The following is a 21,388-nucleotide window of genomic DNA, read 5'->3' as shown; positions in this document are numbered from 1 at the left end:
CTCACAAAGCCGGTGACGTATAGCAACCGCGCGGCAAAAATGCGACTGAGCCGGCTCGGAAAATTAACCAATTGCCGTGGATGACGCGACCGGCAACAATGGGCCTTTGAAGATGCAATATGTGAGTACCCGCGGGGATGCGCCCGCGCTTGGATTTTCCGACGCGGTGCTGGCCGGCCTGGCGCGCGACGGCGGGCTTTACGTGCCGCGCGAGTGGCCGCAATTTTCAGCCGCCGACATCCGCGCCATGCGCGGGCTTGCCTATCCCGACCTTGCCATTCGCGTGCTGACACCGTTCCTCGGCGGCGAGATCGCGACGCCCGTCTTCGAGCGGCTGGTGCGGGAGGCTTATGCGACCTTCCGGCATGAGGCCGTCTGCCCGCTGGTGCAGACCGGGAAAAACACCTTCATCCTCGAGCTGTTCCACGGCCCGACGCTGGCCTTCAAGGACGTGGCGATGCAGTTGCTGGCGCGACTGATGGACCATGCGCTTGCCGAACGCGGCCAGCGCGCCACCATCGTCGGCGCGACCTCTGGCGACACCGGTGGCGCCGCGATCGACGCCTTCGCCGGCCGCGACCGCACCGACATCTTCATCCTTTTCCCGCACGGCAAGGTCTCGCCGGTGCAGCAGCGACAGATGACGACGTCGAGCGCGGCAAACGTCCATGCGCTGTCGGTCGAAGGCAATTTCGACGATTGCCAGGGCCTGGTGAAGGACATGTTCAACGACCACGCCTTTCGCGACCGGGTGTCGCTGTCGGGCGTCAATTCGATCAACTGGGCCCGCATCATGGCCCAAATCGTCTATTATTTCTCGTCGGCACTGTCGCTGGGCGCGCCGGACCGGCCGGTTTCCTTCACCGTGCCGACCGGCAATTTCGGCGATATTTTCGCCGGTTACGCCGCCAAGCGCATGGGCTTGCCGATCGAGCGGCTGATCATCGCCACCAACGACAACGACATCTTGGCGCGCACATTGGCGAGCGGCGAATACCGCACCAAGGGCGTGTTCGCCACGACCTCGCCGTCGATGGACATCCAGGTGTCTTCGAATTTCGAGCGGCTGCTGTTCGAGGCGGCCGGTCGCAACGCCGAGACGGTCAGGCGCTACATGAACGGCCTGAAGCAGTCGGGCGCCTTCACCATCGAGGAAGGCCAACTCAAGCGCATCCGCGCCGAATTCGACGCCGGCCGCGCCAGCGTCGATGAGGTCGCCGCCACCATCCGCGCGACGCTGGAGGCGAGCAGCTACCTGCTCGATCCGCACACGGCCGCCGCCGTTCATGTCGCTGCCGCCCATGCCTCCGGTCCGGCGCCTATGGTGGTGCTCGGCACCGCGCATCCGGCGAAATTCCCGGCCGCGGTCGAGGCAGCGAGCGGCGTCACCCCTGCCCTGCCCGCATGGCTAGGCGGCTTGATGACAGCCGACGAAAAATACACGATACTTCCATCCGACTTGAAAATGGTGGAAGATTATGTGAACCGCCACTCGCGGGCGGCGCGTTAGGGAGTACTTGCCATATGGGTGTTGAGGTAAGCCGTCTGTCGAACGGCCTGACAGTCGCCACCGAAACCCTTCCAAGCATCGAATCGGTTGCCCTCGGGGCCTGGGTCAAGTCAGGCGCCCGCAACGAGCGCGACGAAGAGCATGGCATGGCCCATCTGCTCGAGCACATGGCGTTCAAGGGCACAAAGCGCCGCAGCGCCTTCGAGATCGCCTCGGAAATCGAGAATGTCGGCGGCGAGATCAACGCCGCCACCAGCGTCGAGACGACGTCCTACTATGCAAGGGTGTTGTCCGGCGACGTGCCGCTGGCGGTCGATATCCTGGCCGACATTCTGCAGGAGTCCGAATTCGATCCGGAGGAGCTGGAGCGCGAGCAGCATGTGATCCTGCAGGAGATCGGCGCCGCGCACGACACGCCCGACGACATCGTCTTCGACCGCTTCACCGAAACGGCCTTCCGCCACCAGACCATCGGGCGCTCGATCCTGGGCACGCCGGAGACGGTCAAATCCTTCACTTCCAAGCAACTGCACGACTTCATCGAGCGGCAATATGACGCCGAGCGGATGGTCATCGTGGCCGCCGGCGACGTCAAGCACGACAATTTCGTGCGCGAGGTCGAGAAGCAGCTCGGCGGCTTCCGCGCCAAGGCAGTGGGCAACATCCCGCAATACGCGCAATATGTCGGCGGCGACTTCCGCGAGGATCGCGACCTGATGGATGCGCAGATCGTGCTCGGCTTCGAGGGCCGCGCCTATCATGTACGCGATTTCTACGCCTCGCAGGTGCTGTCGATGATCCTGGGCGGCGGCATGTCGTCGAGGCTGTTCCAGGAAGTGCGCGAAAAGCGCGGCCTCTGCTACTCGGTCTATGCCTTCCACTGGGGTTTTTCCGACACCGGCATCTTCGGCGTGCATGCCGCGACCGGCCAGAGCGACATCGCCAAGCTGGTGCCGGTGATCATTGGCGAGTTGCAGAAGGCCGGCGAAAGCATCCTGCAGGAAGAACTCGACCGGGCCCGGGCGCAATACCGCGCCGGGCTCATCATGTCGGCCGAAAGCCCGGCTAGCCGCGCCTCGCAGATCGCAAGGCAATTGCTGTTGTTCGGACGGCCGATCGCCAAGGAGGAATTGATGGAGCGGCTTTCGGCGCTGACCGTCGAGCGGCTGACCGACCTCTCCTCGCGGCTGTTCTCGACCAAGCCGACGCTTACCGCGGTCGGCCCCGTGGGCACGCTTGCGCCCTACGAGGCGATCCTCGAATCGCTTGCGGGCCCGCAGACGACGGCCCGCCGGCTCGCCGTCTGACCCCTAAGCAGGTTCCGCAAAAGTGTCCCATTTTGCGATCAGAGCCTGCGAAAAACCAGGGAATCTAAGCAGATATTCGTGGGGCATCCCACGAATATCCGCTTAGAACAAGCGCCGTGTTCGCGCTCCCTTTCTTTCGCCGCGACCTGCCGGCACTGAAGGGCGACAAGGTCACGCTGCGCGTGCCCTTGACCAACGACTACCGCGAATGGGCGGCGGTGCGCGGCGAAAGCCGCGCTTTCCTCGAACCCTGGGAGCCGCGCTGGCAGCCGGACGAGCTCGACCGCACCGCGTGGCGCCTGCGCATCAGCCGCTACCGCGAGGATTACGCGCAAGGCACGGCGATCGCCTTCTTCATCTTCGAGAAATCGAGCGGCAAGCTTGCCGGCGGCATCACGCTCGGCAACATCCGCCATGGCGTCGCCCAGAGCGGCCATATCGGCTACTGGATCGGCGAACGATTCGGCGGCCGCGGCCTGATGACCGATGCGGTCAAGCTCGTCTCGCGCTTCGCCTTCGATACGCTGCGGTTGCACCGGATCGAAGCTGCCTGTATTCCCGAAAACGCCCGGTCGATCCGCGTGCTTGAAAAAGCCGGATTCCGGCGCGAAGGACTTCTGCGATCCTATCTCAGGATCAACGGCATCTGGCAGGATCACTACCTCTACGCCCGGATCGCGGACGATCCGCCGGGCGATGGAACGAAGGGCTGACTGTGACGAATTTTCCGCGATTAGCGTCGCTGTTCGCCCTCATCATGACGGTCGTCGTCACGCTTTCTTCGGCCATGCCGGCTTTCGCCGTCGAGCCGATCAAGATCGCGCGCGACGACAAGGCGCTGGACCTGTCCGGCGCCGTCGAGATCTACCGGAACCAGGGTGAGAATTTCCAGGTCTCGACGGCGCCCGGCCCCGACGGCATCGTGCGGCGCATCGAGGTGGAGGCCAATGACGCGCGCTCGAGCGGCGACTGGGCCGTGTTCGCGCTCGCCAACACCACCGACCAGCAGCTCGACCGACTGATCGTCGCGCCGCATTTCCGCCTGGTGAATTCCGGCATCTTCTGGCCCGACCTCGGCTCGACCCGCATCGCCGCGATCACGCCCAGCGAGGGTTTCGCGCTCGACCGCCAGACAAGCCCGGACGCCGACGTGTTCCGGGTGACGCTGAACCCCGGAACGGTGGTGACCTTCATCGCCGAGCTCGCCTCGCCGAAACTGCCGCAGGTCTATCTCTGGGAGCCGGACTCCTACAAGGACTCGGTCAATTCCTACACGCTGTTCCGCGGCATCGTCATCGGCATTTCGGGGCTTCTTGCGCTGTTCCTGACGATCCTGTTCGTGGTCAAGGGAACCTCGATGTTCCCGGCGACCGCGGCGCTCGCCTGGGCGGTGCTGGCCTATATCTGCGTCGACTTCGGCTTCCTCAACAAGATCATCGAGATATCGCCCGGCAACGAGCAGATATGGCGGGCCGGCACGGAGGTGGCGCTGGCCGCAACCTTCGTGGTGTTCCTGTTCGCCTATCTCAACCTCAACCGCTGGCACGGCCATTTCAGCTATGGCGCGCTGGTCTGGATCTTCGGACTGCTGTTGATCGCGGGCGTGGCCATCGTCGATCCGGCGGTCGCCGCCGGCATTGCCCGCATCTCGTTCGCCGCCACCGCGCTCACCGGTCTCGGCCTCATCATCTTCCTCGGCATTCGCGGCTATGACCGCGCGATCATGCTGGTGCCGAGCTGGGTGATGGTGCTGCTATGGCTATGCGGGTCGTGGATGGCGATCACCGGCATGCTGGACAACGACATCGCCCAGCCGGCGCTGGGCGGCGGGCTGATCCTGATCATCCTCTTGATCGGCTTCACCGTCATGCAGCACGCCTTTGCCGGCGGCGCGCTGCACCAGGGCCTGTTCTCCGACCTCGAGCGGCAGGCGCTCGCCGTCGCCGGCTCGGGCGACATCGTCTGGGACTGGGATGTGCTGCGCGACCGGGTGGTGACCAAGCCGGACATCAGCCTGCAACTCGGCCTTGCGCCCAACAGCCTTGGGGGTGCGGCGCGCAACTGGCTGCCGGTGCTGCATGCCGACGACCGCGACACGTTCCGCACCACGCTCGACGTGGTGCTGGAGCATCGCCGCGGCAAGGTGGCGCAGAACTTCCGCCTGCGCGGCGCCGACGGCCACTACCACTGGTTCTCGCTGCGCGCCCGGCCGGTTATCGGCTCCGACGGCGAGGTGATCCGCTGCGTCGGCACCATGGTCGACGTCACCGAACAGAAGAAATCCGAGGAAAGGCTGTTGCACGATGCCGTGCACGACAACCTGACAGGCCTGCCGAACCGCGAACTGTTCATGAACCGGCTGGAGGCGATCATCTCGATCGCCCGCACCGAGGAGAAGGTGCGCCCCACGGTCTTCATCATCGACATCGACCGCTTCAAGCAGGTCAATGACGGTCTCGGAATTTCGGCCGGCGACACCATTCTGCTCACCGTCGCGCGCCGGCTGCACCGGCTCTTGAAGCCGAAGGATTCGCTGTCGCGCTTTGCCGGCGACCAGTTCGCGCTGATGTTGCTTTCGGAGCAGGACCCCGCCCGCATCGCGGCGATCGCCGACGCCATCAAGCACGCAATCAACAACCCGATCACCTTCGCCAAGCGCGAGATCGTGCTGACCGCCTCGATCGGCCTGATCACCTGGACGACGGCGCAGACCTCGGCCGAGGACATGGTCAAGGACGCCGAGCTTGCAATGCACCAGGCCAAGCGCTTCGGCGGCGACAGGATCGAACCGTTCCGGCCCGCCTTCCGCACCGTCGGCACCGACCGGCTGCAATTCGAATCCGATCTTCGCCGCGCCATCGAGCGGCGCGAGTTCACGCTTGCCTACCAGCCGATCGTGAGGCTGGAGGACGGCAGCGTCGCCGGCTTCGAGGCGCTGCTTCGGTGGGACCACCCGCGCCGCGGCATGATCCCGCCGGGGGACTTCATCCCAGTGGCCGAGAATTGCGGACTGATCGTGCAGCTTGGCCTGTTCGCCATGCAGCAGGCGGCCGAAGACCTGGCCTCCTGGCAGAAGCAGATCGGCGACGCGCCGCTCTCGGTTTCGGTCAATTTGTCGAGCCGCCAGCTCATCCGCCGCGACCTCGTCAGCGACGTCCGCTCCGTCATCGCGCGTGCCAATCTGAAGCCGCGCTGCTTCCGGCTGGAACTCACCGAATCGCTGGTGATGGACAATCCCGAGCAGACTGCGCATGTGCTGAGCAAGCTGAAGCAACTCGGCATCGGGCTGTCGCTCGACGATTTCGGCACCGGCTATTCCTCGCTTTCCTATCTGACGCGCTTCCCCTTCGACACGATCAAGATCGACAAGAGCTTCGTCGACGACGCCACGCCGAAGCGCGCGGTGCTGCTCAAATCCATGGTCAACATGGCGCATGAGCTTGGGCTTTCGGTCGTGGCGGAAGGCATTTCGGACGAAAGCGACGCGCTGGAGCTGCGCCAGATGGGCTGCGAATATGTCCAGAGCTTCATGTTCGGCGCGCCGATGCCCGGCGACCAGGTGCTGAAGACGCTGAAGGAGCAGTATCCGCTGACGCAGGCTTAAAGCGCGTCGCGCTGAAGCGGATTCAGGCGACGCGCTTTAAGCCCTTTGTTTTCATGCATGTCGTTATCGCAAAACCGCTACACACTTTTACGCGACATGCATTAGAGGCCCATCGCTTCGTCATCCTCGGGCTTGACCCGCGGATGACGAAATCGCGAGCGTTCCTGCCAACCGCGAGCGTTGGGCTTCAGGCGTGTCCCGCGGCGGCGCTGAGATGGGCAAGGTCGATACCGATCGAGGCAAGGATACGGCCGTATTTGCGCTCGATGTCGGTGTCGAAGAGAAGCTCGGGCGTCGCCGGACAGGTGAGCCAGCCGTTCTCGGCGATCTCCGTTTCGAGCTGGCCGGCGCCCCAGCCGGAATAGCCGAGCGCCATCAGCGCATGGCGCGGGCCACGGCCGGTCGAGATGGCGCGCAGGATGTCGACGGTTGCCGTCAGGCAGACGTCGTCGGAGACGTTGAGCGAGGATTCCACGCGATAGTCGCCCGAATGCAGCACGAAGCCGCGGCTGCGGTCGACGGGTCCGCCGTTGCGCACGACGAAATCGCGCGTATGCGCCGGCAGGCGGATCGCTTCCTGCTCGTTCATGATGCCGAGCTGCACAAGCAGGTCCGGAAACAGCATCTGCTGCGTCTGGTTGATGATCAGGCCCATCGCGCCCTCGTCGCTGTGGGCGCAGATGTAGATGACGGAGCGCGCGAAACGGTCGTCCTTCATGCCAGGCATGGCAATCAGGAACTGGTCGTCGAGAAAACCGCGTCCGGCGGTCGACTTCTTGTGGCGCAGCAAGTCCATGGGCTGAGCGTAACGCGTTTCGGCTGCGCCGAAAAGATGGTGCCAGTCCCCGATGTAACGCAAATATGATACCGGGAGAGCGACGAAGTCATTGCGCGGCCAAGAACGGACGGTCAAATCACCGCCATGCGATACATGAAAATACTGGTTCTCGGCGTCGTTTTCGGGTGGGCTGCAAGCCTCCCGGCAGAGGCCTCCTCCTCAATCTGGTACAACAGTGAAGGCGGCAAGGTTCGGCTGGTGACCACCGGCAAGCCCGACGAGGCCGGCAAGATCCACGGGGTGCTCGACATCGCGCTGAAGCCCGGCTGGAAGACTTATTGGCGCGATCCGGGCGACGCCGGCGTGCCGCCGCAGCTCGACATATCCGGCAGCACCAACATCTCAGACGCCCAATTGTCGTTCCCGCCGCCGCAGCGGCATGACGACGGCTACGGCAAATGGGCCGGGTACGACCGTCCGGTGTCGCTGCCGGTGACCTTCACGCTGTCTTCGCCCGACCAGCCGGCGACCATCGACGCCCATGTCTTCCTGGGCATCTGCGAGACGATCTGCATTCCGGTGCAGACCCGGCTCAGCGTCGATCCTGGGGCCGATCCCGACAACGCCACCGACGCCGCATTGGTGAAAACCGCGCTCGCGACGTTGCCCTCTCCGGCCCGGTCCGATTTCGGCGTCAGCGTGCTGCCCGGCGACCACGAAACCCTTGTCGTCCAGGCGCAGTCGCCAGGCAATCCGGAATCCGTCGACTTCTTCATCGCCGGCGAGCGGGACTACATGTTCGGCGCGCCGGTGCGCAGCGAGAAGGACGGCAAGCTCGTCTTCACCGTGCCGATCCTCGACCGGCCGTCGGCGACGCCGACCGATGGTGGGCTCTATTACACGCTGACCAGTGCCGAGGGTTCGGTGGACGGGCTGCTGCCTTTCCCTTGATCCAGCGCCTCTTTAAGCAGCAACTCCGGACGGAAAACCGCTACACACTTTTCCTGGAATTGCTCTTTGAGCCGCAATTCCGGACGGAAAACCGCTAGACACTTTTCCTGGACTTGCTGTGAGAGGTTGCTGGCCGCCGCGCAGTCCGATATCGAAGGCGTCAGTCCTTTCCCATCTCCCCCAAGCGAGGCTCTCCCCATGACCATTTCGGTTGGCGAAAAACTGCCCGACGTGACCTTCAAGACGATGACCGCTGATGGCGCGAAGGATATAAAGGGCAAGGAGATCTTCGCTGGCAAGAAGGTCGTGCTGTTCGGCGTCCCGGGCGCCTTCACGCCGACCTGCAGCAACAACCATTTGCCGGGCTATCTGGAAAACCATGACGCCATTCTTGCGCGCGGCGTCGACACGATCGCCGTCGTCTCGGTCAACGACGTGCATGTCATGGGCGCCTGGGCGCGCTTCTCCGGCGGCGAAGGCAAGATCTTCTACCTCGCCGACGGCAGCGGCGATTTCGCCAAGTCGGTAGGGCTCGACAACGACCTTTCCGCAGCCGGCATGGGTCTGCGCTCCAAGCGCTTTTCGATGATCGTCGACGACGGCAAGGTCGTCGCGATCAACGTCGAAACCAAGCCGGGCGTCGACGAGAGCGGCGCGGCAAAAATCCTCGAGCAGCTCTAGATCAGGATGACGTTTCGTTGACTCGCCATCCTGATCTCACTCTTTGTTGGAGCATGATCTTGTCCGAAAACCGGTTCCCACTTTTTGCGTGCGCTGACCTCCGGTTCGGGATCATGCTCTGATGCTCGACACAATCTGGCGCGCTGTGGCGATCGGCATCGGCGCCACTGTGTTCATGGATATCTGGGCGATCGTCCTCAACAAGGCGATCGGCCAGCCTTTGCCCAATTGGGGTATGGTCGGGCGCTGGGTTCGGCATCTGCCCGAAAAGGTCTTCCATGACGATATCGGCAAGGCCGCGCCCTATGCGCATGAAAAGGCGCTGGGCTGGGTTTTTCACTACCTGGTCGGCATCCTTTACGGCGTAATCCTCGTGGCGTTGGCGGGCGCGGGCTGGCTGGCGACGCCGACCTTCCTGCCGGCCTTCATCCTCGGCATCGTCACCGTCGGGGCCGGCTGGTTCCTGCTGGCGCCCGGCATGGGCGCCGGCTGGGCGGCATCCAAGCTCCCCAATCCGACGAAGGTGCGCGCGCTCAACCTCGTGGCGCACACGGTGTTCGCGCTCGGCATGTTCTCGACGGCGCTGCTGATACGGTGATTGGTCAGAAGAGACGGTTCAAATCCCTGCGACCGTCGACAACGCGTACGATCTCCACCAAATCGACCGGACCGCTGTCCGTATCTGGGACCGTTTCGTAAAGGAGCAAAAACGGAGCCGCGACAAGCATTCGCGCCGAAGGGCGAATGTCGGGGCGTCTGACGCCCATGCGTGGCTGATCCACGAGTTGTGCAACTCGATCCTCGATCCATTCGTAGTAGTGGTCCGCTGCCTTTAAGTTCTCGGCGCCTATAGTGGTATAGATATCGATCAGGTCGGCTTTTGCCGTTGGCGACCAGACTATCCTAACGACCATTTGGTGAAGCGTCCTTCAGCTTCTGCCGCGCTTCCCTTCGCAAGGTATCGAAGTCCAAAGTCTCCGGTTTTCCGCTTGCCTTCCCTTCGTCCCACAAGCGCTGAAGCCGCCGCACATCCTCTTTCCGAAGTTCGCGCTTGGCCAACCAGTCCCGCATCGCTTCGCGCACGATTTCGCTGGCTGTCGCGTATTCGCCAGCTTCCACAGCTTCGCGCATGACGGCCGCCTGTTGCGTCGTGACGGCTACGCTTAACTTTTCCACGTTTGGCATGGGGTGCTATCCTTGCTCTATGGTAGTAAATAATACTCCCTTTTCGGAGATGCAATCAATGGTGCTGCTGCTTCTCTGAGTTCAGCCGACAATCAGAGGCTCCGCGCTGCTGGCCAGTCGATCGGCAGCCAACCATGGATCAAGCGGCGTGAGCCGATATCCCAGGCGAAGTAATTGCCGCCGCCTGCCGGCTGATCCGCCTCGCGGCTGATTTCCCGTCCACTGAGATGGAGGAGCAACAGCGTTCCGACGCCGCCATGGCCGACGAAGGCGATGTCGGCTTCACCGGTCGTAAGCGCCGCTTCGACCTCGCTGACGATCCGGCCCTGCGCATCGATAGCCCGTTCCCAGCCTCGGATGCTCTCGTGCGGCCTGGCGAAGAACTGATCGGCGACCGCTTCGAATTCCGGCGGCGGCAGGAAGCCGGTTGCCGACCGGTCGTTCTCGTGCGTCCGCTCGCGCACCTCGACCGCAAGATGAAGACGTCCCGCCAGGATTTCCGCGGTTTCGATCGCCTTGCGTTCGGCGGACGACACGATGCGGCCGATCGAGCCGACCCAGGGCTGGTCGAGCATGGCGACGGCCCTCGCCCGGCCGACGTCGGACAATCTCCATCCAGGCACCGGAACGTCGGCGTCGATGCGCACCTGCGGGTGTGTGATGTAATAGGCTATCGGCACGACATGCTTCTCCGGTCAGAGTGCAAGCTAGCCCGCCGAAATCAATAGCTCTGTGTGGAACGACGTGCCCTTGGGGTTGCCGGCTGCCTTGCCCGTGTGGCCGGTTTCGGCGCCGCTGCCGGCTTCGGCGTTGCAGACACTGACGAGCCCTTCTTGAACGGCGCCATGCCTTCGCGCGCGAGTTCGTCGGCGCGTTCGTTTTCGGAATGGCCGGCATGGCCCCTGACCCAGTTCCAGGTCACCTTGTGGCGGCGGTTGGCTGCGTCGAGCGCTTGCCATAGTTCGCCGTTCTTCACCGGCTTCTTGTCGGCGGTCCTCCAGCCGTTTTTCTTCCAGCCATGGATCCATTTGGAAATACCGTCCATGACGTATTTGCTGTCGGTGTAGAGATCGACTGTGCAAGGCTCCTTCAGCGCATCGAGCGCGGTGATGGCGGCAAGCAGCTCCATGCGGTTGTTGGTGGTCTCGGCTTCGCCGCCCGACAATTCCCTGGTAACGCCATTGAAGCGCAGGATCGCGCCCCAGCCGCCCGGCCCCGGGTTGCCGGAGCAGGCACCGTCGGTGAAGATTTCAACGTGCTTGCTCATGTCAGCCCGTATTCGGAAGGAGATCGGATCGCGCGGTGAAAGCGCATGCGGCGGATATATTCGGTCGGATCGCGCTTCATCACCAGCCCGCCATCCGGAATGGTCAGCCAGTCATAGAGGCGGGTCAGCATGAAGCGCAGCGCCGAGCCGCGCGCCAGCATCGGCAGCGCCGCCTGCTCGTCACCCTGAAGCGGCCGCACCGACTGGTAGCCGGCCAGCAGCGCCGTCCCCTTGGTCAGGTTGAAGGAAAAATCCTTCTCGAAGCACCAGGCGTTGAGGCAGGTGGCGACATCATAGGCGTAGAGGTCGTCGCAGGCGAAATAGAAGTCGATCAGCCCGGACAGCTTCTCGCCGAGAAAGAAGACATTGTCCGGGAACAGATCGGCGTGGATGATGCCCCGCGGCAGGCCGGTCGGCCAGTTGCGCTCGAAATCGCCAAAGTCGGCATCGACCTCGGCCGCCAGGCCCGGCTCGACCTCGTCGGCGCGGTCGCGCGAGGCCGTCCAGAGCTTGCGCCAGCCGTCGATCGCCAGCGCGTTCGGCCGTCTCATCTGAAAATCCTGGCCGGCAAGATGGAGGCTGGCGAGCGCCTTGCCGACTTCCGCGCAATGCGCGGCCGTCGGCCGCCGCAACGACAGGCCTTCGAGGAAGGTGATGATGACGGCGGGCCGGCCGGCGAGCGTGCCGATCACGGTGCCGTCATCGGCGGTGACCGGCAGCGGGCAGGAAATGCCCTTCCTGGCGAGATGGCCCATCAGGCCGAGAAAGAACGGCAGGTCGGCCTTGTCGACGCGCTTCTCGTAGAGCGTCAGGATGTAGGAGCCGGTCGAGGCGTGGACCAGGAAATTGGAATTCTCGGTGCCTTCGGCGATGCCTTTGTAGGAGAGCAATTCGCCCACCGGATAGGCTTTCAGGAACGCGCTGAGTTCGTTCTCGTTGACGTCGGTGTAGACGGCCATCCGTTTTCACGCCGCTCCATTGACGAAGGCCATGTCGGCCGCCGTCAGTTCGACATCGCGCAAAACCCGCATCACCGGAAAATCCTCCGTTTCCGTGGCCGTGATGGCCAGATCGATGGTGACGTCGAAACGCTGGCGGAACGCGTCGATGATCTCATCGACGATGATCTCCGGCGCCGATGCGCCGGCCGACAGGCCGAGCGTCCCGATCCCGGCGATCTCATCCCACGGAATTTCAGCGGCGCGCTGCACGAGAAGCGACATCGTGGCACCCGCGCGCTCCGCCACTTCGACAAGGCGACGCGAGTTGGACGAATTGGGAGCACCGACGATAAGGAAAAGATCGGCGCCCGCCGCCGTCTCCTTCACCGCTTCCTGGCGGTTGGTGGTGGCGTAGCAGATCGATTCGGCCGCGGCCGCGTGCAATTCGGGAAACCGCTCCTGGAGCGCCCGGATGATGCCAGCGGTGTCCTCGACCGACAAGGTCGTCTGGGTGACGAAGCCAAGGGCCGAAGCGTCGACCGGCACGAAGCGCGCCGCATCGGCCTCGGTCTCGATCAGCGTCACGGCGCCTTGCGGCAACTGGCCCATCGTGCCGATCACTTCGGGGTGCCCGGCGTGGCCGATCAAAAGCACATGGCGACCGAGCCGCTGGTGGCGCATCGCCTGCTTGTGCACCTTGGAGACGAGCGGGCACGTGGCATCGAGGTAGAAAAGGTTGCGCGCCTCGGCATCCGCCGGCACCGATTTCGGCACGCCATGCGCGGAAAAGACCACCGGCGACTGGCGATGCTCCGGCGGAATCTCGGAAAGTTCCTCGATGAAGACCGCGCCCAGGCTCTGCAGCCCTTCGACGACGTAACGATTGTGCACGATCTCGTGGCGGACATAGACCGGCGCACCGTATTTCTTCAGCGCCAGCACGACGATCTGGATGGCACGGTCGACGCCGGCGCAAAAGCCGCGTGGCTGGCAGAGCCTGATCGTCAGCGGTGGCTTTTTCTCAGTCATTAAAACGGGCCGGTTCGGTCGGAATCGATCTCTTTGTTTTGACGCGATTCCGGACGGAAAGCCGCTCACACCTTTCCTGGAATTGCTCAAGGCGAAATGAGGTGCACACCCCTGCCCTGTCAAGAGCAGGAGGCTTCATGCTTCATTCGCTGGGCGGCGAAGCCTGAGGACAAGCACCGCCGCAAGGGCGGCGGCCAAGCCATACCAGGTGACCGCATATTGCAGGTGGTTGTTCGGCAGGTCGATGATGGTGACGCCTCCGACCGGCAGGCCGCCAGGGTTCGGCGTCTTGTCGGCATCGATGAAGAACGGCACCAGCACGAAGCCGGCGGGCAGGCCGGCGGTCGCCGCCATGACGTCGCGGTCCTTCCAGTAGAAGATGTTCTTGGCGACGTCATTGTCGGGAAGCATCATCGACGGTTTTCCAGGCAGCGGATTGCGGGCAAGCCCGGTCAGGGTCACCTTGCCGGCAATTTCGCCCTGCCGGCGCTTGGAAGGATCCTTGAGATCGTAGGGAACGAAGCCGCGGTTGACGAGCGCGAAGCGGCCATCCTCGAGCTGCAGGGGCGTGTAGACGTTGAAGCCGCTGTCGCCTTGCCAGGTGGAAAAGAAGTGCCGCTCGCCCTGGTGCAGGAAAGTGCCGGTCACCGTCACCGGCGTGTAATCGACATCATGCGAAGTGGCGAATTCCTTCTCGACGTCCGCTAGAGCCAGCGGCGCGGAATGCGTGCGCTTATCGATGGTTGCGAGCAGGCCTTCCTTCCAATGCAGGCGCTGAACCTGCCAGGTGCCGAGCCCGATCAGGACGGCGAACAGGACAAGGCCGAGGCCGATGAGCAACGCCGTGCGGGACCGTGAACGGCCGGCAACCAAACTGGTCGTCTCGCTCATTCGTTGGAATCCAGCCTGCCCTCGGAGGCTCTCTTCGAATACTGCAAGGTGATCAGCACGCCCTTGATCAGGCGCAGCGCCGTCAGGCACAGCACCAGCGCCAGCGGTATCCACAACATGAAGTGCAGCCAAAGCGGCGGACTGAACGTCACCTCCATCCACAATGCGAGGCCGACGACGACGAAGCCGATGATCAGGATGACGAACACCGCCGGTCCGTCGCCGGCATCGGCGAAGGAATAGTCGAGCCCGCAATTGTAGCAGCGCTTGCCGACGGTGAGGAAACTGGAGAACAGCTTGCCTTCGCCGCAGCGCGGGCAGCGGCCATGCAGGCCGGCCGAGATCGGATCTATGGGTGGCCAGATCGCCTTGTCTTCACTCATTTAGAGAGCTTCGCTCATTTCATGATCTCGATCGGTGTGCCGTCGGCCACCCTTGTCCAGATTTCATCCATCTCGGGGTTCGTAACCGCAATACAGCCGTCGGTCCAGTCGACCATTTGAAGCAGCCTGCCCAGCCAGCCGAAACCGTTCGGCTGGCCGTGGATCATGATGAGGCCGCCTGGATCGACGCCCAGCGCTTTCGCCGCCACCTTATCGTCGGCATTTGGATAGGAGATATGGATCGACCTGTGCGCGACGCTGTTGGGATTGCGCCAGTCGAGCACATAGCGCCCCTCCGGCGTTCGCCCGTCACCCTCGCGGTGCTTGTGGCCGACCGGATCGCCGCCGAGCGCGATGCTGTAGCGGCGCAGGATTTGGCCGCCGCCGATCAGTTGCAACTGCCGTTGCGATTTCTCGACACGCACCAGATCGACCGTCTGTCCGGGCCACATACCCCTGTCGAGCAGTGAGCCTGTGGTGATCAGATACGCGCAGATGGCCAAGGGAATTTTCGCCCACATGACCTACCGATGGCCGGCCATTGCGCCGAAAAGAAGAAGGAGGCCGCGTCGCCGCGGCCGCCTTCAAAACTCCTGAAAGCAAATTCCGGAAAAATCGCCACGCGCTTTCCCGGATTGCTTTTTATCAGTGGCCTTCGATCAGCGCGCCGTTCGAGGCCCAGACATAGATCGCGCTGAACAGGAACAGCCAGACCACGTCGACGAAGTGCCAGTACCAGGCGGCCGCCTCGAAGCCGAAATGCTGCTTCGGCGTGAAGTCGCCGCGCATCGCACGCACCAGGCAGACGAGCAGGAAGATGGTGCCGATGATGACATGGAAGCCGTGGAAGCCGGTCGCCATGAAGAAGGTGGCGCCGTAGATCGAATCCTTGAACGCGAAGGGGGCGTGCATGTACTCGTAGGCCTGCACCATGGTGAACAGCATGCCGAGGCCGACGGTCAGCACCAGGCCGTTGATCAGACCCTTGCGGTCGCCATGCAGCAGCGCGTGGTGCGCCCAGGTCACCGTCGTGCCCGACAGAAGCAGGATGATGGTGTTGTAGAGCGGCAGGTGGAAGGGATCGAGAACCTCCAACCCCTTCGGCGGCCAGACGCCGCCGGTGAAGGCGGCGCGGGCATATTGCGAGGCTTCGCCCGGGAACAGGCTGGCGTCGAAAAAGGCCCAGAACCAGGCGACGAAGAACATCACCTCCGAGGCGATGAACATGATCATGCCGTAGCGCAGGTGCAGCGACACGACGCGCGTGTGATGACCCTCATGCGCTTCCTTGATGGTGTCCGACCACCAGGCGAACATCGTGTAGAGCACGATGATCAGGCCGATGAAGAACAGCCATGGATTGGCGATGTTGTGGCCGAAGACCGGGAAGTTGCCGGCCTTCAGATACTGCATCAGGCAGACGCCGCCGATGGCGGTGACCAGCGCGCCGATGGATCCCAGGAAAGGCCACGGGCTCGGGTTGACGAGATGGTAGTCGTGTTGTGGTTTTGCGTGCGCGTCTGCCATATCAACCCCCGAGGCTTGCGTCGGAATCTGGAACTTTGTTGCTGCTGCCAGCGGCCGGCGCCGACGAGGCGACCGGCTGTTTCTTTTCGACCGGGAACATCGTGTAGGACAGGGTGATCGTCTTCAAGTCCTTGAGTTCCGGCACGTTGACGATGTCTGGATCGACATAGAACACGACCGGCATGTCCAGCGTCTCGCCGGGCTTCAGCGTCGTGTCGGTGAAGCAGAAGCACTCCACCTTGTTGAAATAGGCACCGGCCATTTCCGGCTGCACGTTGAACGAGGCGCGGCCGGTGATGGTGCGGTTGAATTTGTTGGTGGCGCTGTAATGCGCCTGCGCCGTCGCGCCGATCTTGATCGTCACCGAGCGGGCGACAGGCTCGAACCGCCACGGAATGCCGTTGGTGTTGGCGTCGAAGCGGATTGTTATGTCGCGGTCGAGCACGCGGCCGGCATATTGCTTTTCGGCGCGCTGCGTGGTGCCGCCATAGCCGGTGACCTGGCAGAACATCTTGTAGAGCGGCACCGCCGCGTAGGCCATGCCGACCATGCCGGTGAAGAAGGCGAGGCAGACGGCGGCGACGATGCCGTTGTTCACCTTGCGGGGCTTGCTGCCGGTCTCGCCGCCCATCAGCCGCCTCCCAACAGGCCGGAGCCGGTGATGCTGGCCCCGGTGTGGCCGAAGCGCACGATGGTGGCGGCATAGAAGATGACGACCAATGCCGCCAGCGCGACGCCGATGGCGATCGAGCGGTTGCGGCGCGCCTTCTGCTGGCGTTCGGTCAGCGTGACCAGTTCGAGTTTCTTGTCGGCCACGATCATACTCCCCCCATCATAAGGGCGCGCCCGACCACGCAGTCGACGAGATAGGCGGCAAAGATCGCGAAGAGATAGAGCAGCGAGTAGCCGAACAGGGCCTTGGCCGGCTTCATCGCGCGGTCGTCGTCGGCCATGGCAAGCACTTTCCAGGCATGCCAGACGAAGCCCGCGCCGAGGACCGCCGAGACGACCCCATAGCCAGCCGTGGTGTAGCCGAGCGCCCAGGGCAGCACGCCGACCGGCGCCAGGATCAGCGCATAGGCAAAGATCTGCCGACGGGTCGAGGCCTGGCCGGCGACATTCGGCATCATCGGGATGCCGGCGCGGGCGTAATCGTCGGACTTGAAGAGAGCCAGCGCCCAGAAATGCGGCGGCGTCCACAGGAAGATGATCAGGAACAGGATCACACTCTCGAGGCTGACCGAACCGGTCACCGCGGCCCAGCCGATCACCGGCGGGATGGCGCCGGCGGCACCGCCGATGACGATGTTCTGCGGCGTCCAGCGCTTCAGCCACATGGTGTAGACGACAGCGTAGAAGAAGATGGTGAAGGCGAGAAGCGCGGCCGACAGCCAGTTGATCAGCACGCCCAGCGTCATCACCGACAGCACCGACAGCACCAGGCCGAAGCTCAACGCCTCTCCCGGCGTGACGCGGCCGGCCGGCACCGGGCGCCCGGCGGTTCTGGTCATCACCGCGTCGATGTCGGCGTCGTACCACATATTGAGCGCGCCGGAAGCGCCGGCGCCGATAGCAATGGCCAGGATGGCGATCATCGCCAGCAGCGGGTTGATGGCGACGGGCGCCGCGACCAAGCCGACAAAGGCCGTGAAGACGACCAGCGACATCACGCGCGGCTTCAACAGGGCGAAGAAATCGGCTGCGGTCGCTTCCGACATGCGAAAACCCGCTTCCTCCATCAATCTGTCTTCGGCAAGGGCCATGCGTACTTAAAGTCCATCATTCCGTTGGCCAAGACCGCCGGACAAGCCGGCGGCCTCGTATGCGTCGGGACGCTGCTTACTTGATTTTCGGCAGCTGTTCCCACTGGTGGAACGGCGGCGGCGAAGGCAGCTGCCATTCGAGCGTGGTGGCACCCTCGCCCCACGGATTGGCGCCGGCGACGCGCTTCTTCTGGAAGGCCTCGAACACGCCGTAGAGGAAGATCGCAACACCGACGGCCGAGATGTAGGAGCCGTAGGACGAGACCATGTTCCAGCCGGCGAAGGCATCCGGATAGTCGACGGTACGGCGCGGCATGCCGGCGAGGCCGAGGAAGTGCTGCGGGAAGAAGATCAGGTTGACGCCGACGAAGGTCACCCAGAAGTGGGTGTTGGCGATCACCGGCGAGTACATGTAGCCGGTCATCTTCGGGAACCAGTAGTACCAGCCGGCGAAGATCGCGAACACCGCGCCCAGCGACAGCACGTAGTGGAAGTGGGCGATCACGAAATAGGTGTCGTGCAGCGAGCGGTCGAGGCCGGCATTGGCCAGCTGAACGCCGGTGACGCCACCGATGGTGAAAAGGAAGATGAAACCCAGCGCCCACAGCATCGGCGGCTTGAAGGAGATCGAGCCGCCCCACATGGTGGCAATCCAGGAGAAGATCTTCACGCCGGTGGGCACCGCGATGACCATGGTGGCGAACACGAAGTAACGCTGCGTGTCGAGCGACAGTCCGGTCGTATACATGTGGTGCGCCCAGACGATGAAGCCGACGGCGCCGATCGCGACCATGGCGTAGGCCATGCCGAGATAACCGAACACCGGCTTCTTCGAGAAGGTCGAGACGATATGGCTGACGATGCCGAAGCCCGGCAGGATCAGGATGTACACCTCGGGGTGGCCGAAGAACCAGAACAGGTGCTGGAAGAGGATCGGGTCACCGCCATTGTCCGGCACGAAGAAGGAGGTGCCGAAATTACGGTCGGTGAGCAGCATGGTGATGGCGCCCGCCAGGACCGGCAGCGAGAGCAGCAGCAGGAAGGCGGTGATCAGCACCGCCCAGGCGAACAGCGGCATCTTGTGCAGCGTCATGCCGGGAGCGCGCATGTTGAAGATGGTGGTGATGAAGTTGATGGCGCCGAGGATCGACGACGCGCCGGCAATGTGGATCGACAGGATCGCGAGGTCCATCGCGGGGCCGGGCTGGCCGGACGTCGAGAGCGGCGGATAGATCGTCCAGCCGCCGCCGACACCGAAGGCGCCCGGCGCGCTCGGCACGAACATCGAGGAGAGCAAGAGGATGAAGGCCGGCGGCAGCAGCCAGAAGGAAATGTTGTTCATGCGCGGGAAGGCCATGTCCGGCGCGCCGATCATGATCGGCACCATCCAGTTGGCGAAGCCGCCGATCAGGGCCGGCATGACCATGAAGAAGATCATGATCAGGCCGTGCGCGGCGCCGAAGGCATTGTACATGCTCTTGCCGCCGTCGATGGCGGCGTCGCCCTGCATGCCATAGACCATCTGCGCCAGGCCGCTGAAGATCTGGATGCCCGGCTCCTGCAGCTCCATGCGGATGGCGACCGAGAGCGCGCCGCCGATGATGCCGGCAATGATCGCGAAGATCAGGTAGAGCGTGCCGATGTCCTTGTGGTTGGTCGAGTAGACCCAGCGGACCCAGCCATGCGGCCTGTGGTCGCCGTGATCGTGAGCTGCAGCCTCTGCCATGTTCCGCTCCGTTCCCTAAATCTTGCTAACCCGCGGCATCAGTTGCCGGCGGCCGCTACCTTGTTGGTACCATCGATCTCGGCCATCAGCGCCTTGTTGGCAGCCGGCACGTCGGTCTTGGCCGTATCAAGCCAGGTCTTGAACTGCGCGTCGGACACGACGCGGACGGCGATCGGCATGAAGGCATGGTCCTTGCCGCAGAGCTGCGAGCACTGGCCGTAGTAGAGGCCTTCCTTCTCCGCCTTGAACCAGGTCTCGTTGGTGCGGCCGGGCACGGCGTCCATCTTGATGCCGAAGGACGGCACGGCGAAGGAGTGGATGACGTCGGTGGCGGTGATCAGCACGCGGGTCAAGGTGTTGACCGGCACGACAAGCTCGTTGTCGACCGCGAGCAGGCGCGGATAGAGGCCGCGATCTTCCTTGCCGGCCTTGGCGCGGTCGGCATCCTGGAGAACCGCCGAGTTGAAGGAGAAGGTCTTGTCGACCTGGTATTCATAATCCCAGTTCCACTGGTTGCCGGTCGCCTTGACGGTGAGCTTGGCTTCTTCCGGCGGGGTGTATTGCGCGGTGAGCAGTTGGAAGGAGGGAATGGCGATAAGCAGAAGCACGATCACCGGCCCGACCGTCCAGATCACTTCGATCAGCGTGTTGTGGCTGGTCTTGGACGGCACCGGATTGACGCTGGCGCGGAACCTGACGATGCAAACCAGCAGCAGCAGCAGAACGAGGATGGTGATCGGGACGATGAACCACATGGTGTAGTTCCCGAACCGCTCGATCTGCCGCATCATGTCGGTGGCCGGAGCCTGGAAGGTCATCTCCCATGGCCGCGGCTGGTCGGCATGGGCCGCCGCGCTGGAGAAGAGCACGGCCGAAGCTGCCGCACCTGCCAAGAATTCAGCGCTTGCCAGGAATTTCCTCATCGCCCTCTCGTCTCCCACTTCCCGCGATCCGATCGCACCAATAATCGACGATGCCGGGATTGGGAATCCCGGTCTGTCCCTAGAGTGGTTCAAACCATACTCTATTTCCCTCCGCAAGGAAGGAGCGGAGGAAACCGTGCGGCATTTTTGCGCGCAAGCCGAAGGCCGTGTTCGGCGCTTGCCGTGCTATATGCGCCACGGTCGCAATTCGGGCGAATTTGCTTTGGAAAAGCATGGAATTGCCGGTATCGGGGCGGACCGGCGGCGGTCTCGTCCTTTACTTGGCCCCGGCGCGGCTTAAAGTGCCGTGATTCGCAATGGAGCCGTTATGACTTCCTGGCTTTCGAGAACCCTGGCGAAGGTCGTCCTTGCCGTCGCCTTGCTCGGTGTCGGCGTAGCCGTTGGCGCCGCTGCCTCGCCGAACAACGCCACGCCGCCGAGCGGCACGGTGAAGTCGACGCATGGCGCGTGGTCGATCATCTGCGATACGCCCGCAGGCGCTACCTCCGAGCAATGCGTGATGATGCAGAACGTCGTCGCCGAGGACCGCCCTGAAATGGGGCTTTCGGTCGTGGTGCTGCGCACCGCCGACAACAAGGCCGAGATTCTGCGCGTGCTGGCGCCGCTGGGCGTGCTGCTTCCCAACGGCCTCGGTCTCAATGTCGATGGCAAGGATATCGGCCGCGCCTATTTCGTGCGCTGCTTCCAGGACGGCTGCTATGCCGAGGTGATCCTCGAAAAGCCGCTGCTCGACACGCTGAAGAGCGGCACCTCGGCCACCTTCATCGTCTTCCAGACGCCCGAGGAAGGCATCGGCATTCCCGTCGACCTCAAGGGCTTTGCGGAAGGCTTCGCCGCCCTACCTTGATCTTCTTGCCCATGCGCCGCTCCTGACGCTGAGGTCGGTGGCGAATGCGCATTT

At 63.5% G+C, this 21,388-nt stretch carries 24 protein-coding genes; 8 read left to right on the top strand and 16 right to left on the bottom strand.

The window, feature by feature from the left end:
- The first annotated feature begins 112 nt into the window (after positions 1 to 112).
- From thrC to FJ414_RS26355, 4 genes are all read left to right on the top strand, one after another.
- Positions 113 to 1,510, top strand: coding sequence for a threonine synthase (gene thrC / locus FJ414_RS26370; RefSeq protein WP_140647311.1), 1,398 nt, complete (start codon positions 113 to 115; stop codon positions 1,508 to 1,510).
- 14 nt (positions 1,511 to 1,524) lie between these two features.
- Positions 1,525 to 2,817 carry a pitrilysin family protein gene (locus FJ414_RS26365; RefSeq protein ID WP_140647298.1) on the top strand — a complete coding sequence of 431 codons (1,293 nt, stop codon included), beginning with the start codon at positions 1,525 to 1,527 and terminating at the stop codon, positions 2,815 to 2,817.
- A 116-nt stretch (positions 2,818 to 2,933) separates the two neighbouring features.
- Positions 2,934 to 3,530 (top strand): GNAT family protein, encoded by a 597-nt coding sequence (locus FJ414_RS26360; RefSeq protein ID WP_140647297.1) that lies wholly within the window; start codon positions 2,934 to 2,936, stop codon positions 3,528 to 3,530.
- A 44-nt stretch (positions 3,531 to 3,574) separates the two neighbouring features.
- A complete protein-coding gene (locus FJ414_RS26355; protein ID WP_140647310.1) occupies positions 3,575 to 6,421 on the top strand; it encodes an EAL domain-containing protein in 2,847 nt (948 codons plus the stop codon).
- 187 nt (positions 6,422 to 6,608) lie between these two features.
- On the opposite strand, the gene FJ414_RS26350 is transcribed toward FJ414_RS26355, so the two are convergent.
- Positions 6,609 to 7,217 (bottom strand): YqgE/AlgH family protein, encoded by a 609-nt coding sequence (locus tag FJ414_RS26350; protein WP_140647296.1) that lies wholly within the window; start codon positions 7,215 to 7,217, stop codon positions 6,609 to 6,611.
- A 126-nt stretch (positions 7,218 to 7,343) separates the two neighbouring features.
- Between FJ414_RS26350 and FJ414_RS26345 the strand changes: the two genes are divergently transcribed.
- The 3 genes from FJ414_RS26345 to FJ414_RS26330 all read left to right on the top strand — a co-directional run bounded on the left by FJ414_RS26345 (position 7,344) and on the right by FJ414_RS26330 (position 9,429).
- Positions 7,344 to 8,150 (top strand): protein-disulfide reductase DsbD domain-containing protein, encoded by an 807-nt coding sequence (locus tag FJ414_RS26345; RefSeq protein WP_140647295.1) that lies wholly within the window; start codon positions 7,344 to 7,346, stop codon positions 8,148 to 8,150.
- A 198-nt stretch (positions 8,151 to 8,348) separates the two neighbouring features.
- The gene (locus FJ414_RS26340; RefSeq protein WP_140647294.1) at positions 8,349 to 8,831 is read left to right on the top strand and encodes a peroxiredoxin; all 483 of its coding nucleotides are present in this window, start codon (positions 8,349 to 8,351) and stop codon (positions 8,829 to 8,831) included.
- A gap of 121 nt (positions 8,832 to 8,952) precedes the next feature.
- The gene (locus FJ414_RS26330) at positions 8,953 to 9,429 is read left to right on the top strand and encodes a DUF2938 domain-containing protein (protein WP_140647293.1); all 477 of its coding nucleotides are present in this window, start codon (positions 8,953 to 8,955) and stop codon (positions 9,427 to 9,429) included.
- A gap of 4 nt (positions 9,430 to 9,433) precedes the next feature.
- Here the strand turns inward: FJ414_RS26330 and FJ414_RS26325 are convergent, their stop codons facing one another.
- From FJ414_RS26325 to coxB, 15 genes are all read right to left on the bottom strand, one after another.
- Entirely contained in the window at positions 9,434 to 9,745 is a 312-nt protein-coding gene (locus FJ414_RS26325) for a type II toxin-antitoxin system RelE/ParE family toxin (RefSeq protein WP_140647292.1), read from the bottom strand.
- Positions 9,735 to 10,016, bottom strand: a complete 282-nt coding sequence (locus tag FJ414_RS26320; RefSeq protein ID WP_140647291.1) for a type II toxin-antitoxin system ParD family antitoxin — start codon at positions 10,014 to 10,016, stop codon at positions 9,735 to 9,737. Before FJ414_RS26320 ends, FJ414_RS26325 begins: the two co-directional genes overlap by 11 nt.
- A gap of 92 nt (positions 10,017 to 10,108) precedes the next feature.
- Positions 10,109 to 10,696 carry a histidine phosphatase family protein gene (locus tag FJ414_RS26315; protein WP_140647290.1) on the bottom strand — a complete coding sequence of 196 codons (588 nt, stop codon included), beginning with the start codon at positions 10,694 to 10,696 and terminating at the stop codon, positions 10,109 to 10,111.
- A 41-nt stretch (positions 10,697 to 10,737) separates the two neighbouring features.
- The gene (rnhA, locus tag FJ414_RS26310; protein ID WP_140647289.1) at positions 10,738 to 11,283 is read right to left on the bottom strand and encodes a ribonuclease HI; all 546 of its coding nucleotides are present in this window, start codon (positions 11,281 to 11,283) and stop codon (positions 10,738 to 10,740) included.
- Entirely contained in the window at positions 11,280 to 12,242 is a 963-nt protein-coding gene (locus FJ414_RS26305; protein WP_140647288.1) for a homoserine kinase, read from the bottom strand. The genes rnhA and FJ414_RS26305 overlap by 4 nt, the downstream gene beginning before the upstream one ends.
- Positions 12,243 to 12,248: 6 nt before the next feature.
- The gene (gene ispH, locus FJ414_RS26300) at positions 12,249 to 13,253 is read right to left on the bottom strand and encodes a 4-hydroxy-3-methylbut-2-enyl diphosphate reductase (RefSeq protein ID WP_140647287.1); all 1,005 of its coding nucleotides are present in this window, start codon (positions 13,251 to 13,253) and stop codon (positions 12,249 to 12,251) included.
- Between the two features lie 135 nt (positions 13,254 to 13,388).
- The gene (locus tag FJ414_RS26295) at positions 13,389 to 14,144 is read right to left on the bottom strand and encodes an SURF1 family protein (RefSeq protein ID WP_181181719.1); all 756 of its coding nucleotides are present in this window, start codon (positions 14,142 to 14,144) and stop codon (positions 13,389 to 13,391) included.
- Entirely contained in the window at positions 14,141 to 14,527 is a 387-nt protein-coding gene (locus FJ414_RS26290; protein ID WP_140647286.1) for a DUF983 domain-containing protein, read from the bottom strand. The genes FJ414_RS26295 and FJ414_RS26290 overlap by 4 nt, the downstream gene beginning before the upstream one ends.
- A 14-nt stretch (positions 14,528 to 14,541) precedes the next feature.
- Positions 14,542 to 14,979 (bottom strand): L,D-transpeptidase family protein, encoded by a 438-nt coding sequence (locus FJ414_RS26285; protein ID WP_246672508.1) that lies wholly within the window; start codon positions 14,977 to 14,979, stop codon positions 14,542 to 14,544.
- Between the two features lie 193 nt (positions 14,980 to 15,172).
- A complete protein-coding gene (locus tag FJ414_RS26280) occupies positions 15,173 to 16,054 on the bottom strand; it encodes a cytochrome c oxidase subunit 3 (protein ID WP_140647284.1) in 882 nt (293 codons plus the stop codon).
- Position 16,055: 1 nt separating this feature from the next.
- Positions 16,056 to 16,685: a cytochrome c oxidase assembly protein gene (locus tag FJ414_RS26275; RefSeq protein ID WP_140647283.1), complete on the bottom strand. Its 630-nt coding sequence runs from the start codon at positions 16,683 to 16,685 to the stop codon at positions 16,056 to 16,058.
- The gene (locus tag FJ414_RS26270; protein WP_140647282.1) at positions 16,685 to 16,876 is read right to left on the bottom strand and encodes a hypothetical protein; all 192 of its coding nucleotides are present in this window, start codon (positions 16,874 to 16,876) and stop codon (positions 16,685 to 16,687) included. The genes FJ414_RS26275 and FJ414_RS26270 overlap by 1 nt, the downstream gene beginning before the upstream one ends.
- Positions 16,873 to 17,817, bottom strand: coding sequence for a heme o synthase (locus tag FJ414_RS26265; RefSeq protein ID WP_140647281.1), 945 nt, complete (start codon positions 17,815 to 17,817; stop codon positions 16,873 to 16,875). The genes FJ414_RS26270 and FJ414_RS26265 overlap by 4 nt, the downstream gene beginning before the upstream one ends.
- Before the next feature lie 76 nt (positions 17,818 to 17,893).
- Positions 17,894 to 19,543: a cytochrome c oxidase subunit I gene (gene ctaD / locus FJ414_RS26260; protein WP_140647280.1), complete on the bottom strand. Its 1,650-nt coding sequence runs from the start codon at positions 19,541 to 19,543 to the stop codon at positions 17,894 to 17,896.
- A 38-nt stretch (positions 19,544 to 19,581) separates the two neighbouring features.
- A complete protein-coding gene (gene coxB / locus FJ414_RS26255; protein WP_140647279.1) occupies positions 19,582 to 20,466 on the bottom strand; it encodes a cytochrome c oxidase subunit II in 885 nt (294 codons plus the stop codon).
- 328 nt (positions 20,467 to 20,794) lie between these two features.
- Between coxB and FJ414_RS26250 the strand changes: the two genes are divergently transcribed.
- The gene (locus tag FJ414_RS26250; RefSeq protein ID WP_140647278.1) at positions 20,795 to 21,334 is read left to right on the top strand and encodes an invasion associated locus B family protein; all 540 of its coding nucleotides are present in this window, start codon (positions 20,795 to 20,797) and stop codon (positions 21,332 to 21,334) included.
- Positions 21,335 to 21,388 lie beyond the last annotated feature (54 nt).

The organism is Mesorhizobium sp. B3-1-6, assembly GCF_006439555.1.
GTDB lineage: Bacteria > Pseudomonadota > Alphaproteobacteria > Rhizobiales > Rhizobiaceae > Mesorhizobium.
The sequence above is the reverse complement of the archived record's forward strand: the minus strand, read 5'-3'. Positions and strand labels throughout refer to the sequence as shown.

Excerpts from the sequence above, each read along its gene's own strand:
- thrC (WP_140647311.1), top strand. The coding sequence starts at position 113 with ATGCAATATGTGAGTACCCGCGGGGATGCGCCCGCGCTTGGATTTTCC.
- FJ414_RS26365 (WP_140647298.1), top strand. The coding sequence starts at position 1,525 with ATGGGTGTTGAGGTAAGCCGTCTGTCGAACGGCCTGACAGTCGCCACC.
- FJ414_RS26355 (WP_140647310.1), top strand. The coding sequence starts at position 3,575 with ATGACGGTCGTCGTCACGCTTTCTTCGGCCATGCCGGCTTTCGCCGTC.
- FJ414_RS26350 (WP_140647296.1), bottom strand. The coding sequence starts at position 7,217 with ATGGACTTGCTGCGCCACAAGAAGTCGACCGCCGGACGCGGTTTTCTC.
- FJ414_RS26345 (WP_140647295.1), top strand. The coding sequence starts at position 7,344 with ATGCGATACATGAAAATACTGGTTCTCGGCGTCGTTTTCGGGTGGGCT.
- FJ414_RS26340 (WP_140647294.1), top strand. The coding sequence starts at position 8,349 with ATGACCATTTCGGTTGGCGAAAAACTGCCCGACGTGACCTTCAAGACG.
- FJ414_RS26330 (WP_140647293.1), top strand. The coding sequence starts at position 8,953 with ATGCTCGACACAATCTGGCGCGCTGTGGCGATCGGCATCGGCGCCACT.
- FJ414_RS26325 (WP_140647292.1), bottom strand. The coding sequence starts at position 9,745 with ATGGTCGTTAGGATAGTCTGGTCGCCAACGGCAAAAGCCGACCTGATC.
- FJ414_RS26320 (WP_140647291.1), bottom strand. The coding sequence starts at position 10,016 with ATGCCAAACGTGGAAAAGTTAAGCGTAGCCGTCACGACGCAACAGGCG.
- rnhA (WP_140647289.1), bottom strand. The coding sequence starts at position 11,283 with ATGAGCAAGCACGTTGAAATCTTCACCGACGGTGCCTGCTCCGGCAAC.
- FJ414_RS26305 (WP_140647288.1), bottom strand. The coding sequence starts at position 12,242 with ATGGCCGTCTACACCGACGTCAACGAGAACGAACTCAGCGCGTTCCTG.
- ispH (WP_140647287.1), bottom strand. The coding sequence starts at position 13,253 with ATGACTGAGAAAAAGCCACCGCTGACGATCAGGCTCTGCCAGCCACGC.
- FJ414_RS26295 (WP_181181719.1), bottom strand. The coding sequence starts at position 14,144 with ATGAGCGAGACGACCAGTTTGGTTGCCGGCCGTTCACGGTCCCGCACG.
- FJ414_RS26290 (WP_140647286.1), bottom strand. The coding sequence starts at position 14,527 with ATGAGTGAAGACAAGGCGATCTGGCCACCCATAGATCCGATCTCGGCC.
- FJ414_RS26285 (WP_246672508.1), bottom strand. The coding sequence starts at position 14,979 with ATGTGGCCCGGACAGACGGTCGATCTGGTGCGTGTCGAGAAATCGCAA.
- FJ414_RS26280 (WP_140647284.1), bottom strand. The coding sequence starts at position 16,054 with ATGGCAGACGCGCACGCAAAACCACAACACGACTACCATCTCGTCAAC.
- FJ414_RS26275 (WP_140647283.1), bottom strand. The coding sequence starts at position 16,685 with ATGGGCGGCGAGACCGGCAGCAAGCCCCGCAAGGTGAACAACGGCATC.
- FJ414_RS26270 (WP_140647282.1), bottom strand. The coding sequence starts at position 16,876 with ATGATCGTGGCCGACAAGAAACTCGAACTGGTCACGCTGACCGAACGC.
- FJ414_RS26265 (WP_140647281.1), bottom strand. The coding sequence starts at position 17,817 with ATGGCCCTTGCCGAAGACAGATTGATGGAGGAAGCGGGTTTTCGCATG.
- ctaD (WP_140647280.1), bottom strand. The coding sequence starts at position 19,543 with ATGGCAGAGGCTGCAGCTCACGATCACGGCGACCACAGGCCGCATGGC.
- coxB (WP_140647279.1), bottom strand. The coding sequence starts at position 20,466 with ATGAGGAAATTCCTGGCAAGCGCTGAATTCTTGGCAGGTGCGGCAGCT.
- FJ414_RS26250 (WP_140647278.1), top strand. The coding sequence starts at position 20,795 with ATGACTTCCTGGCTTTCGAGAACCCTGGCGAAGGTCGTCCTTGCCGTC.